Origin of the sequence: Streptococcus sp. 2018162, assembly GCF_019754175.1 — a bacterium.
GTDB lineage: Bacteria > Bacillota > Bacilli > Lactobacillales > Streptococcaceae > Streptococcus > Streptococcus hashimotonensis.
Map to the genome: position 1 here is coordinate 1 of NZ_JAIJZP010000003.1, position 12,542 is coordinate 12,542.

At 42.3% G+C, this 12,542-nt stretch carries 12 protein-coding genes; 3 read left to right on the plus strand and 9 right to left on the minus strand.

Annotation, left to right across the window (positions count from 1 at the left end):
- Positions 1–390: 390 nt before the first annotated feature.
- Both K5Q22_RS03935 and queA read right to left on the minus strand, forming a co-directional pair.
- Complete coding sequence (locus K5Q22_RS03935) at positions 391–864, minus strand: arginine repressor (RefSeq protein WP_002941715.1); 474 nt, start codon at positions 862–864, stop codon at positions 391–393.
- Between the two features lie 48 nt (positions 865–912).
- Positions 913–1,941: a tRNA preQ1(34) S-adenosylmethionine ribosyltransferase-isomerase QueA gene (gene queA / locus K5Q22_RS03940; RefSeq protein WP_024400153.1), complete on the minus strand. Its 1,029-nt coding sequence runs from the start codon at positions 1,939–1,941 to the stop codon at positions 913–915.
- A 347-nt stretch (positions 1,942–2,288) separates the two neighbouring features.
- Here queA and K5Q22_RS03945 point away from each other — a divergent pair, with 347 nt between their 5' ends.
- Positions 2,289–2,996 (plus strand): glucosamine-6-phosphate deaminase, encoded by a 708-nt coding sequence (locus tag K5Q22_RS03945; protein ID WP_205013718.1) that lies wholly within the window; start codon positions 2,289–2,291, stop codon positions 2,994–2,996.
- A gap of 55 nt (positions 2,997–3,051) precedes the next feature.
- Here K5Q22_RS03945 and K5Q22_RS03950 read toward each other — a convergent pair whose 3' ends face one another.
- On the minus strand, positions 3,052–4,167 hold the full coding sequence (locus K5Q22_RS03950; protein WP_205013717.1) for a low temperature requirement protein A: 1,116 nt from the start codon (positions 4,165–4,167) through the stop codon (positions 3,052–3,054).
- Positions 4,168–4,788: 621 nt separating this feature from the next.
- Positions 4,789–5,751 carry a glutathione S-transferase family protein gene (locus K5Q22_RS03955; protein ID WP_205013716.1) on the minus strand — a complete coding sequence of 321 codons (963 nt, stop codon included), beginning with the start codon at positions 5,749–5,751 and terminating at the stop codon, positions 4,789–4,791.
- A gap of 131 nt (positions 5,752–5,882) precedes the next feature.
- Between K5Q22_RS03955 and K5Q22_RS03960 the strand changes: the two genes are divergently transcribed.
- Together K5Q22_RS03960 and K5Q22_RS03965 are read left to right on the plus strand one after the other, a co-directional pair.
- Positions 5,883–6,599, plus strand: coding sequence for a pseudouridine synthase (locus tag K5Q22_RS03960; RefSeq protein ID WP_029186508.1), 717 nt, complete (start codon positions 5,883–5,885; stop codon positions 6,597–6,599).
- A gap of 13 nt (positions 6,600–6,612) precedes the next feature.
- Positions 6,613–7,092, plus strand: a complete 480-nt coding sequence (locus K5Q22_RS03965) for a glutathione peroxidase (RefSeq protein ID WP_205013715.1) — start codon at positions 6,613–6,615, stop codon at positions 7,090–7,092.
- 18 nt (positions 7,093–7,110) lie between these two features.
- Here K5Q22_RS03965 and K5Q22_RS03970 read toward each other — a convergent pair whose 3' ends face one another.
- The 5 genes from K5Q22_RS03970 to K5Q22_RS03990 all read right to left on the minus strand — a co-directional run bounded on the left by K5Q22_RS03970 (position 7,111) and on the right by K5Q22_RS03990 (position 12,472).
- Positions 7,111–8,112 carry an iron ABC transporter permease gene (locus tag K5Q22_RS03970; RefSeq protein WP_205013714.1) on the minus strand — a complete coding sequence of 334 codons (1,002 nt, stop codon included), beginning with the start codon at positions 8,110–8,112 and terminating at the stop codon, positions 7,111–7,113.
- Complete coding sequence (locus K5Q22_RS03975) at positions 8,109–9,134, minus strand: iron ABC transporter permease (protein ID WP_205013713.1); 1,026 nt, start codon at positions 9,132–9,134, stop codon at positions 8,109–8,111. The genes K5Q22_RS03970 and K5Q22_RS03975 overlap by 4 nt, the downstream gene beginning before the upstream one ends.
- Positions 9,135–9,147: 13 nt before the next feature.
- Entirely contained in the window at positions 9,148–10,077 is a 930-nt protein-coding gene (locus K5Q22_RS03980; RefSeq protein WP_205013712.1) for an ABC transporter substrate-binding protein, read from the minus strand.
- A 12-nt stretch (positions 10,078–10,089) separates the two neighbouring features.
- Positions 10,090–10,875 carry an ABC transporter ATP-binding protein gene (locus K5Q22_RS03985; protein WP_205013711.1) on the minus strand — a complete coding sequence of 262 codons (786 nt, stop codon included), beginning with the start codon at positions 10,873–10,875 and terminating at the stop codon, positions 10,090–10,092.
- 151 nt (positions 10,876–11,026) lie between these two features.
- Positions 11,027–12,472, minus strand: coding sequence for a UDP-N-acetylmuramoyl-L-alanyl-D-glutamate--L-lysine ligase (locus K5Q22_RS03990; protein WP_205013710.1), 1,446 nt, complete (start codon positions 12,470–12,472; stop codon positions 11,027–11,029).
- Positions 12,473–12,542: the final 70 nt, after the last annotated feature.

Below are 12,542 nucleotides of genomic sequence, written 5' to 3' on the forward strand. Positions count from 1 at the left end.
ATTTCAACATAAGGTGTTGCTTTTGTATACACTTTTTACACTAAACTTTAGTCCAAAATAAAATAATTTCCTTATTTTGACTACTGAATTCAAAATATTGTTCATCAAATACCTTGAAAGGCTTGACAAATGGTAGAAAAGAGTTCGTCAACAATTTTTCGTTTTAAGTTGTTGAGCTGAAACAGTCTATTCCCAGACTGTTTCACTCCCACCCCCGCACAGCTCAAACTGTCTGGGAGACAGTTTGAGGTTGGAGATAAAGCGAACTTTGTTCGCAACAGTCGTAATGGCCAGATTTGGAGTGTAAAACACGAACAAATCTGCCAATCAACCACTGCGCTGAGATGTTGACACGAACTCTGAGTAGTGGTCCTGGGCTTGAGCCCGGCCTTATAATTTACTAAAGAAAAATGGTGGAGTAAACTGTTTCAAGTGCTCGAAGCAAGCTTGTGCCCCCTCGACATCTTCACAAATGATGAGACAGACGTCGTCACCGCAGACGGTTGCTACAATTTGAGGAATCTCCATGGCATCCAAAATAGAACCGAATGAGTTAGCTAATCCAGGTAGGGTCTTGAGGACCACTTGATGCTGGATAGGTTTTAGCATGACCAAAGCATCTTCCATATAGAGTCGCAGTCGTTTTTCCCAGCGAGTAGGAGCAATGGGGTTGATGACATAGTGAGAAGAATCATCTTCGTTGACTTTGACAAGATTGAGCATCTTAATGTCACGAGAGAGGGTAGATTGGGTAACGGAGACTCCGTTGACCTCTAGTAATTCTTGCAATTCCTGCTGGGTATGTATTTTCTTCTCCATGATTAGAGACAGGATCAGCTGATGGCGGCTTTCAATCTTGTTCATAGGGCCCTCCAATAAAATCAGAATTCAGAATAATTTGGTGATAACAGCCTATTGAATGAACATTGCATCCCCAAAACTAAAGAAGCGGTAGCGTTCTTCAACAGCATGTTTATAGGCATCTAACGTAAATTCTCTACCTGCAAAGGCAGAAACTAGCATAACCAAAGTAGATTTTGGCAGGTGGAAATTGGTTGAGAAGGCATCAACAATTCGGAAGGTGTAGCCAGGTTTGATGAAGATATTTGTCCAACCAGAATCAGCTTCCAAACGGCCATCAAATTTATTACCGATGGTTTCGAGGGTGCGGATGGATGTCGTGCCGACTGCAACGATACGACCACCGCTATCTTTGACCTGATTGAGTGTTTGAGCAGCTTCTGCTGATAGGTTATAGAATTCCGAGTGCATTTCATGCTCATCAACGTTATCAACAGAGACTGGTCGGAAGGTCCCAAGCCCAACGTGAAGAGTCAGATAGACTAGTTTCACTCCTTTAGCTTCGATTTTTTCGAGTAACTCTTGGGTGAAATGTAGTCCAGCAGTTGGAGCTGCGGCAGAACCGTTTTCCTTGGCATAAACTGTTTGATAGCGTTCACGGTCTTCTAATTTTTCATGAATGTAAGGTGGAAGTGGCATTTCGCCTAGGCTTTCCAAGACTTCAAGGAAGATACCTTCATAGGAGAATTCAACAATTCTTCCACCGTGTTCTAATTCTTCTACGATAGTAGCAGTTAATCGTCCGTCACCAAAGGCAACTGTGGTACCGACTTTCAGGCGTTTTGCTGGTTTGGCAAGCACTTCCCACTGATCACCTTGGGTATTTTTCAAAAGCAAAAGCTCAACATGTCCCATAGTTTCAGGCTTGTAGCCATAGAGACGGGCAGGCAGAACACGTGTATTGTTCATGACCAGAGCATCACCGGGATTCAGCTGGTCGATGATATGGTCAAAGTGACTGTCAACCATGCTCCGTTTTTCGCGGTCGAGGATCAATAGTTTAGAGCTGTCGCGCTTTTCAAGGGGTACTTGAGCGATAAGCTCTTCGGGTAAATCAAAATCAAAATCTGCAGTATTCATATTCACTCCTTAGACTAAAATAAAATATAGGTAAAATAAATCAATAGGGCAAATGGCAAAGCCACCAATAAACTACCAATCAGGTAGAAAATAAACTTTAGGACCTTTGATTTAGAAATAAAATAGCCAGTAAGGCAGAACAGAATACCAATAAAAAATAAGTAAAAAAGCACATCTGTCATAAATGTATTATATCATAGTTAGACACTTAAGTCTTGATGGATGGGAAGAGAATTAAAATTATTCGTGTTGATGTAATACTTTATAAGTATAAATTCTTGACAAAAATTGGTCTATACCATATAATAAAGAAAAATAAGAAATGGTATAGACCAAAGAGGTGCGCTATGAAAATTCATGTAGTAAACAATCAAGTTGAAGGAGCAACTGTAGCATTAGATATTTTGAGAGAAAAATTGAACGAAGGTGCCAAGGTATTAGGTTTGGCAACAGGCTCCAGTCCGTTAGAATTTTACAGATTGATTCGTGAGTCGGATTTAGACTTTTCGGATGTGACATCTGTAAACTTGGATGAGTATGTTGGTTTAGGTGAGGAGAGCGACCAATCCTATATCCATTTTATGAAGGAAAATCTTTTCAATGACAAACCGTTTAAGAAATCTTATTTACCGAATGGTTTGGCGACAGATGTAGTTGCTGAAACAGAACGTTACAATAAAATTCTGGCTGAACATCCAGTTGATTTCCAAATTTTGGGTATCGGTCGCAACGGCCATATCGGTTTCAACGAACCAGGTGCTCCATTTGATGGTCAGACCCATCTGGTTGAATTGGCGCCATCAACCATCGAAGCCAATGCACGCTTCTTTGCGGATCCAGAGGAAGTGCCCAAGCAGGCTATTTCCATGGGCATCGCCAACATTATGGCAGCCAAGACCATTGTCCTCATGGCTTATGGTCAGGAAAAAGCTGACGCCATTAAGGCGACTGTGGAAGGTCCTGTGACAGAAGATGTCCCAGCAAGCGTCCTCCAAAACCATGACGATGTCGTTCTTATCCTCGACCAAGCCGCAGCAAGTAAATTGACAAAATAAGAGTTAAAAACCACAACAGTTTTAAGCCGTTAGAGCGGTCTGTTGTGGTTTATTTTTATACCTCTTCCCCAATCAAACTCTGACGAGCTTTTCGGAAACGAATGACATGATAGGCGACCATGGCATGCGAGAGCAGGTTGAGGATAATAAAGATGAGTAGGTTTGCATGTCCAGCTAGCAGTAAGACAACATTTCCAATCACTAAAATCAGACCGTAGATGAACAGTCCTTTTCTACCAACTTGGTGAATTTGTTGATTATAGAAGGAAGTCGAAAGGATGCCTCCGTAGAAAAGTAAGTTTCCTACAATCAGCATGGGCAAGGCCAGATCATTGTGATGGCTAGGGAATAGCTCCATTGCCACGGTGAAGAAATTCAAACCAAGGACAATCACCAAGTGGGCATAGAGCAAAACGCTCACATCTGCCTTGCGGTGATGGTCGATGGACAGATAGGTTTGGGAAATATAGAAGATGAAGAGGGTTGCCATCGCGAAGAAAAGCAAAATTCCTTCCAGAGCCAAGTCTAGTAGCGGATAATTTTTGATGATGGCGATGACGGTTTCACCGAAGGTGATAATGGTAATCAGCTGGCAACGTTCCACCATGTGAGGAAAGTTGATGGGGTCATGACTTATTCTCTTTTGAAAGAAAAAGGAAATCAAGAAGGGAATGATATAGACAATCAACATTCTCTCATCGTTGGTCCAGAGCTTGAAAACGACTAAAATGGTTGCACCAGCAAAGATAGCAATATAAGAGGCTAACATCTGCAAGGTTGCCTTAATGTCCTCATTAAAGCCAATCCGTCTTCCTCTCAGATAGTATTGCAGGAAGATGAGGATATAAGACAGGGTCAAGAAGGCATTAAATGGCAGAGCCGTCGCTTCAAAATCATTGCTGAAATTGAGGGACATGTTACCAATCAGGTACATGGATGGAATAATGGTGAAAATATCCAGAAAATCTCGTTCGCCATATTTATTGAGATAGATAGTTTCATTCATCCACAAGGTCATGATAATCAAATTAGCAGTGATAAAGGTCACAATTTCCTTGAAGCCGATATGATCTCCATGTAACAAGCCCGTCAGTGAAGAAGTAGCAAGGACAAAGACCAAATCATAAAACAATTCATAGTTGGATACACGTTTTGCCTTAATGTCAGACATGTTAATCTCCTCTTTCTGAAAATCTGAAATATTATACCACAGAAATTGTGAGGGAGCAAACCAGTTATTTTTGGAACTGATGTTCTGAAAATCGTGGAAAATATCTATAGGAGCTATTTAATTGTTGTTTCATTAGTGGATAAAAAAACTTGTTTATAATAGCAGGATTTGTTCATTTTATGATATAATATCTAAGTCACAATCACTAAACAGCGCAAGTTGGGAGGTGAGAACTTATGCTAGATAGTTTCCTGAAACTTGTTTTGCTACCGTTGTTAGTCAGCGTAGTTGCAGAACTTATTGCGGAGTGACTAATTTGTAAGTGGCAAAACAACAGCGACAATCAATCATTTATTTTTCCTTTTATTACTTCGACGAAAGAGGAAACTTCGTTCCCGTATTTCCAACTTCAAACACTCCACTGGATTGTTTGAACTCGCTTTGCCGTACCTTAGTACAGCCTTCAGCTCGTTGCCTCGTACTAAAAGTAAACTAAATGATCGTCACTTAGCCTGCGTGCCTTGAGCAAGCACAAAAAACACCCATGGCTGCCACCATGGGTGTTTTACTTATGCTTAGTTTCCTGAACTTTTAAGCACAATGATTATAACATATGTGTCTTTAGTTTTCAAGTGTCCAGTCCAAGTCAGGGCCGACTGGGACAATACCTGTTGGGTTAATGGTCTTATGGCTACCGTAGTAGTGTTGTTTGATATGGTCGAAGTCCACCGTTTCTGCAATACCAGCATGATTGTAAAGACGTTTGGTATAGTTCCATAGGTTTGGATAATCAACCAAGGCCTTGATATTGCACTTAAAATGCCCAAAGTAAACTGGATCAAACCGCACTAATGTAGTAAAGAGACGAAGGTCTGCTTCCGTTAATTGATTGCCCACCAGATAGTCCTTGTCTGCCAAATGCTTTTCCAATTTATCCAAGGCGGCAAAAAGGTTCTTGACCTCTTTTTCATAGACTGCCTGACTGGTTGAAAAACCTGCCTTGTAGACGCCATTGTTGATGTTTGGATAGACAAAGTCATTCATGGCATCAATCTCGGCTTGCAGGTTTGCTGGATAGTAGTCATCGTAATTTCCAGTAATATCATTAAAAGCAGTGTTAAACATGCGCATGATTTCAGCAGATTCATTGCTGACGATGGTATTTGTTTCTTTATCCCAAAGGACAGGGACGGTCACACGGCCAGTGTAATTTGGGTCTGCTTTCAAGTAAACTTGATAAAGATAGTCGCTGTTAAAGAGAGAATCCTTGATAACACCAGGTCCGTCCGCGAAAGTCCAACCATTTTCCAACATGAGCGGATGAACGATTGACAGGGAAATATGGTCTTCCAGACCCTTCAATTTTCGCATGATTAAGGTCCGACTAGCCCAAGGACAGGCCAAAGAAATGTAGAGATGGTAACGTCCTGATTCAGCCTTAAAACCACCCTCACCTGTCGGTCCTGCTTGTCCATCGGGTGTAATCCAGTTGCGAAATTGCGTGACAGTACGGACAAACTTGCCGCCTGTTGACTTGGTGTCATACCATTGATCCACCCATTTACCATCTTGTAAAAGTCCCATAAAGTTCTCCTTTATTATAAAAAGTAGGAAATCCAAGCAAACTGGATTTCATTTGTATACATATCACTAATTAGTATTATAGTCTTTTTTCAATCAAAGTCAAGGCCTAGGTTTTATGCTAGAATAGAGATATGAGATTGGACAAATGTTTAGAGAAAGCCAAAGTTGGCTCGCGCAAGCAAGTTAAAAAACTTTTCAAAGCCCAGCAAATCAAGATTAACGGACAAGCAGCTCAAAGTCTCAGTCAAATCGTCGATCCTGAACTCCAAGAGATTCAGGTGGCAGGGCGAAAAATCGAGCTAAAAGGCTCGGTCTACTATTTACTCAACAAACCAGCAGGAGTCGTTTCTGCTGTGACAGACCAGGAGCATCAGACAGTCATCGACTTGATTTCTTCGCAAGACAGTAGGGAAGGTCTCTACCCCGTCGGTCGTCTAGACAGGGATACCGAAGGCCTGGTTCTCATCACCAACAACGGTCCACTCGGTTACCGTATGCTCCATCCCAGCCACCATGTGGACAAGGTCTACTATGTGGAAGTCAACGGCCCCTTGGGTCCGGATGCCCCGACTTTCTTTGCATCAGGCGTTACCTTTTTGGACGGCACCCGTTGCCAGCCCGCAGATTTGACTGTTTTGGAGGCTTCTTTGGACCATAGCAGAGCGACCATCAAGCTGGCAGAAGGCAAGTTTCATCAGGTCAAAAAGATGTTTTTAGCCTATGGTGTCAAGGTCACTTATCTCAAGCGGATCTCCTTTGGTGGTTTTGAGCTGGGGGATTTGGAACGAGGTGCATACAGACAACTCACTCCAAATGAATTGGAACATTTATTCACTTATTTTGACTAGAGGAGGATATATAATGAGCATTTATGATTTTACAGTACAAAAACAAGATGGAACAGATCAGTCCATGGCTGATTATCAAGGACAGGTGCTTTTGATTGTCAATACGGCGCCAGGTTGTGGGTTGGCACCTCAATACAAGGAACTACAGGAGTTATATGGTTGCTATAAAGACAAAGGTTTTGTCGTGCTCGATTTTCCTTGCAATCAATTTTTAAATCAGGCACCTGGTTCTGATGAAGAAATCAATCAGACATGTAGTTTAACTTATGGAACAAGTTTCCCACGATTTGCAAAAATTGAAGTAAACGGTGCAGGAGCTAGTCCGCTATATCGCTATCTTAAGAAAGAAAAATCGACCTTATTAGGAGGTCGAATCGAGTGGAATTTTACCAAGTTTTTGGTGGATAGACAAGGGCGTGTGGTCAAACGCTATTTACCAACGACTAGTCCATTAAAACTGAAAGAGGATATTGAACGTTACCTAGAAAAATAACAAGAAGGCTGGAGTCATCTAGCCTTCTTGTTTTAGTAACCACAGAAAATAGGGAGCACCGATAAGGGAGACGATGATGCCGGTTGGGATGCCTGTTCCGACAAGTAGTACTCGTCCTATGGTATCCGCTAGAAGTAGAATGAAGCTTCCTATTATCATAGTCGCTGGAATGATGACACGATGGTCATTTCCTAACCATTTGCGCACAATGTGACCAGCAATGAGACCAACGAAGGTGATATTACCAACTAAAATGACACTAAGAGAGGCTAGGGCGGTAGCCAATACCAAGGTAATCCGTCTTTCACGCTGTAAGTGGAGTCCCAAAGCCATGGCTGTCTGGTCGTTTAGATTCATAATATTGAGTGAGCGACTTCGACTAAAAGTAGCCAGCCATACCAAGAGAAGAAGAGGAGTATAGATTGCGATAGTTTTCCAATCTCCACCATTTACTCGACCACTGAGCCACTGGACAATGTATTCCATCTTAAAGTCATCTAATTGGCTGATGATGCTAACCATGATACCAGATAGTATGCTCGAAATTCCAACTCCCGTGATAATTAAGCGTGCAGGATGGATGCCGTACAGCTTCTTACGTGCAATCCAGTAAACTAGAAAAATGGTTAATCCACCACCCATCATAGCAAATAGAGGCATGAGACTCAATAAGACAGGGCTGATTTTTGAAGAGAGACCGACAAATAGTGCCACAACAAGACCAGCTCCTGCGTTGATTCCTAATATTCCAGAATCTGCCAGAGGATTGCGGGTCAAAGTTTGTAGCAACAAACCCGCCAAAGCCAGAGAAGCCCCTCCGATAATGGAGGCGATTATTCTAGGTAAGCGAATTCGCCCAATGATAAGTAGAGTCGATGAACTGGCACGACCACTCATGATGTCAATGAGATCCGAAAAGGATGAATTGCTATAGCCGATAGATAAGGAAAGTAGGAAAATGACAAATAAAAGGATTAGTAGGAATGTGAATATTTTTAGAGAGTTGTGATGTCTTATCAAAAGTGTTTCTCCTTTCTAATCAACCATAGGAAGCAAGGGAGACCAATGATACTGATGACTGCGCTAATGGGAGTTTCAACAGGTGGATTGATAGAACGGCAAACCAAATCTACCCAGATGAGGAAACTAGCCCCTGCAAAGGCAGTTAATGGCAAGAGTAGCTTGTAATTTTTCCCTGTAAACATGCGGATAAAGTGAGGAATAATGAGCCCGACAAAAGAAAGTGAGCCCACAAGAGCTACCGCAGAAGCTGAGAGTAGAAGGACAATTCCCAACAAGATCAAGGTCATCAGCAAGGTTCGTTGCCCTAGATTTTTAGCAATGGTTTCGTTGAGACTCAGGATGGTCAGCTGATGTGAAAAGAGTTGAGCAAGGATGAGGCCAATGATGATAAGAGGAGCGATGATGGCCAGCATCTTCCAGTTTACCTGTACCAATCCCCCTGCTTGCCAGCCAATCACTGCAGTTGATAAATCAAAGTAGATAGTAATAGCCTGACCAATAGCAGAAAATAGACTTGCTACCATGGCACCAGATAAAATTAAACGTAGTTGATTGTAGCCTTTTTGTACCTGATAAGCTAGACCAAAGACTAGACCGGCTGCCAGACAGGAGCCCAGTAAACATATTAATAAAATTTGACTGTAGTGCAAACCACCGAATAGAGCATAGGCAACAATGAGAGCAAGTCCTGCGCCAGCATTGATTCCTAATAAGCCAGGATCGGCAATCGGATTGCGTGTAATTCCTTGCATCATTGCCCCAGCTTGAGCCATGGCAGCTCCCACCAAGATGGCGGCTACCATTCTAGGCAAACGCAAATCGATGATAACATCCTGAGCGGAAGAATCTGTCAGTGGATGCTTTAGGGTTTCTATCAGTTGTTGGTGGCTATAAGAAATAGCTCCAAAGCGTAAACTAAGATAGCCTCCAGCTATGAAAGAAAGACAGATGATGAAAAAAACAAGCCAAATATTCTTTGGCTTTGTTTTGGGATAATGAGAACTCACTAGTTTGTTCATATATCCAGTCCTTTTACTGAAGTTTTTGAATTGCTGAGACAAAGGCGTCAATTTGTAAATCTAAAGACATCGGGTCGGAGAAGTAGAAGAGGTTGTAGTCTACCTCGATGACGTGACCATTCTTTACAGCAGGTAGATTTTTCCAAATATCACTTTCTTTGAGAGATGCAGCAGCTTCTTTTGTTTTATCATTGACGTTAACAAGCACATAGTCGCCAACGTATTCTGGAAGAGCTTCCTGAGATACCCCAAACCAGCCTTCTTTATTGATAATGTCTTCTTGAACCTTTGCAGGAGCAGCAAAACCGAGAGCGCGATAGACTAATTCTCCACCACGACCAAAGTTGTTACCGTAAAGGAAGATGTTTTTATCGAAGAAGTCCATGACAGTAAATGTTGAACTTGTATCAATCAATCCTTTCAATTCCTCTTTCGCAGTAGCAACTTTCTTATCCCATTGATCTAACCAGGCTTGTGCTTCCTTTTCTTTTCCAAAAATCTGACCAACATCTGTCAGCATTTTCAGGTAGTCACTCTTTCCATAAGTGATTTCAATAACTGGAGCAATTTCTTTCAGTGTTTCTAAGTTATCATCACCAGCAAATACTAGAATGACATCTGGTTTTTGTGCGGTAATTGCTTCTGTATCTGCCGTTGTCAATTGAGGAACATCCTTTAGTTTGTCTCCAAATGCAGGGCTATTTTTTTCTAAATCTAGACTATAGCTAGATACATCAATTCCTAATTGTAAGAGATAGCCTGTGTAAGAGTAAGCAAAGTTGACAACTTTTTTAGGATTTTTTGGAATGTCACCGTGGTAAGTAATTCCTTCAATCTTTGGCATGCTAGACAATTCTACCTCTGTTGAAGAGGAAGAGGTAGAACAAGCTGTTAAGAAAACCAGCCCAACAAATAAACTAAAAATAGCTAAAAACTTTTTCATTTTTTCTCCTTATTATTTTTTTAAATCGTAAGTTAGCAAAATAGGGTAATCTTGACCAGCAACCTGCATCAATTGAGGTTCAATGCTAAAAATGTCCCTCAGTATCTCAGTTGTCATCATATTGGACACAGACCCATGGTAGCGAATATCTCCCTCTTTCATGGCAATCATATAATCTGAAAATCGAGCTGATAAATTGACATCGTGAAGGACCATCACAATGGTTTTCTGTCGACTTTGATTCAGTTCTTTTAAAAGTTCTAAGACTTCCAATTGATGATTGAGATCAAGATAGGTTGTTGGTTCATCTAAGAAAATGGTATCCGTATCTTGGGCAAGTGCCATCGCAATCCACACACGTTGCCTCTGACCACCTGATAAATCATCAACTGGGAACCTAGCGTAGGGAGCGGTCTGAGTGACCTCCAAGGCCCAGTTGATTTTCTCTCTATCCTGATCAGTGAGATGCCCCAGCCCATTTTGATGCGGAAAGCGACCATAGGAGACTAGTTCATAGACGGAAATCCCTTCTGTCGCTTCTAAGACCTGAGGGAGCAGGGCCAATTTTTTTGCGACTTCCTTGGTTGGCAGTTGTGAAATGGCTTGTCCATCTAAATAGATAGCCCCTTCTTGAACAGGGATAATCCTTGTCAACACCTTAAGTAAGGTCGATTTTCCACAGCCATTGGCACCAATGATCGTCGTTATATTTCCTTTTGGAATACTTGTTGATAATTCATCAATAATAATCCGATTGTCGTAAGAGACTTGGATATTTTCCGCTTGAATAGAAGACACAAACTCCTCCTTTCCAGAATATGATTCATTAATAATTTGTTCCGACCAGTATTATATCAAAAAAATTTACCAAAACAAAGAGTTTTCTGAAAATTTTAATTTAATGAGAATCGTTATAAAAAAGTCCTTGTCTGTGAACAAGGACCCTATGTTACAAATATTGTTTTGCTACTTCCAAATCACCGTCATAGGCGGCCTTTTCGCCATTGACAATCTGGTAGGCGTCAGCCCCCTTGCCTGCGATGATGACAGCATCCTTAGGAGAGTTTGTCAGGCTCATGGCTGTGCGAATAGCTTCTTCCCGGTCCAAGATAAAGTCGCTTGGACGGGTCATGTGGGCACGGATTTGTTCAGCGATAGCAGCTGGATCTTCACGGTTGGGGTCATCAGCTGTCAGGATAACATCAACCTGCGGATAGTCATTGAGCAGGAGACCGAAGTCTTTGCGGCGACTTTCTCCCTTGTTGCCAGGAGCCCCAAGGATTAGGATGACCTTGCCTGTCTGGTGCTCTAAGACAACATCAATCAGCTTCTTGACACTATCGCCGTTATGGGCGTAGTCCACGAAGACCTTGGCACCGTTTTGCTGGGTCAGGACTTCCATGCGACCAGGGACATTGGTTTGGGCAATCCCTATGTGAATATCTTCTAGACTTGCTCCCAAGCGAAGACAGGCCAGTCCAGCTGCGATAGCATTTTCTTGATTGAAGCCACCGATCAGCTGGATGTCGTAGTGGCCAGCCAATTTGCCAGTCGCTGTGAAATCAAAACCTGCTGACTGACTAATCTGGTTTTCAGAAGTCGGCCCATAAAAGTCATGGTCTTTGGAGCTGACTTGGTCTTTTACTACCTCAAAATGATCCATTCCAGCATTGACAACAACCGCTCTGCTATTGTCAATCAAAAGCCGCTTATGGTAAAAATAGTCCTCAAAAGTCGGGTGTTCAATGGGGCCGATGTGGTCGGGGCTAATGTTTAGGAAGACGCCGACGTCAAAGGTCAGCCTGTAAACCCGCTTAACCAAGTAAGCCTGGCTGGACACCTCCATAATCAAGTGAGTCATGCCGTTTTTGACTGCCTCCGCCATCATGGCAAAGAGGTCCAGGCTCTCAGGCGTGGTCAAGGTGGACTTGAGGAAAGTCTTGCCGTCCAGCGTGGTGTTCATGGTCGAAAGCATGGCAGGTTTCTTGCTCTGTTTAAGGATGTTAAAAGCAAAATAAGCCGCCGTTGTCTTACCTTTGGTGCCGGTGAAAGCCAGGAGTTTGAGCTGTTTCTGGGGATAACCATGAAATTCCATGGCAATCAGACTCATAGCCTGCTTGATGTCATGGACGATGATAGCAGGAATGCCGACCTCATAGTCGATTTCAGACACGTAATAAGCCAGCCCAGCCTCGATAGCTTTTTCAAGAAATTCTTTCTTAAAAGCCAAACCCTTAGCGAAAAAGAGGGTCGTTGGGCTAACAGTCCGGCTGTCATAGCTGAGAGCATCAAACTGGACATCTGTCCAAGTGCTGCCAGTCTGGTTATTCTGTTTGATATGGCGGAAGTTGTCATCCGCTTTTAAGATGTCTACTACACGTTCAATTTTAATCATGCTTCTATTGTAAACCTATCTAGTGGTTTTTACAAGTCGGGACCTTGTATCGTCATTTAGTTTTTCTTTT

Excerpts from the sequence above, each read along its gene's own strand:
- K5Q22_RS03935 (WP_002941715.1), bottom strand. The coding sequence starts at position 864 with ATGAACAAGATTGAAAGCCGCCATCAGCTGATCCTGTCTCTAATCATG.
- queA (WP_024400153.1), bottom strand. The coding sequence starts at position 1,941 with ATGAATACTGCAGATTTTGATTTTGATTTACCCGAAGAGCTTATCGCT.
- K5Q22_RS03945 (WP_205013718.1), top strand. The coding sequence starts at position 2,289 with ATGAAAATTCATGTAGTAAACAATCAAGTTGAAGGAGCAACTGTAGCA.
- K5Q22_RS03950 (WP_205013717.1), bottom strand. The coding sequence starts at position 4,167 with ATGTCTGACATTAAGGCAAAACGTGTATCCAACTATGAATTGTTTTAT.
- K5Q22_RS03955 (WP_205013716.1), bottom strand. The coding sequence starts at position 5,751 with ATGGGACTTTTACAAGATGGTAAATGGGTGGATCAATGGTATGACACC.
- K5Q22_RS03960 (WP_029186508.1), top strand. The coding sequence starts at position 5,883 with ATGAGATTGGACAAATGTTTAGAGAAAGCCAAAGTTGGCTCGCGCAAG.
- K5Q22_RS03965 (WP_205013715.1), top strand. The coding sequence starts at position 6,613 with ATGAGCATTTATGATTTTACAGTACAAAAACAAGATGGAACAGATCAG.
- K5Q22_RS03975 (WP_205013713.1), bottom strand. The coding sequence starts at position 9,134 with ATGAACAAACTAGTGAGTTCTCATTATCCCAAAACAAAGCCAAAGAAT.
- K5Q22_RS03980 (WP_205013712.1), bottom strand. The coding sequence starts at position 10,077 with ATGAAAAAGTTTTTAGCTATTTTTAGTTTATTTGTTGGGCTGGTTTTC.
- K5Q22_RS03990 (WP_205013710.1), bottom strand. The coding sequence starts at position 12,472 with ATGATTAAAATTGAACGTGTAGTAGACATCTTAAAAGCGGATGACAAC.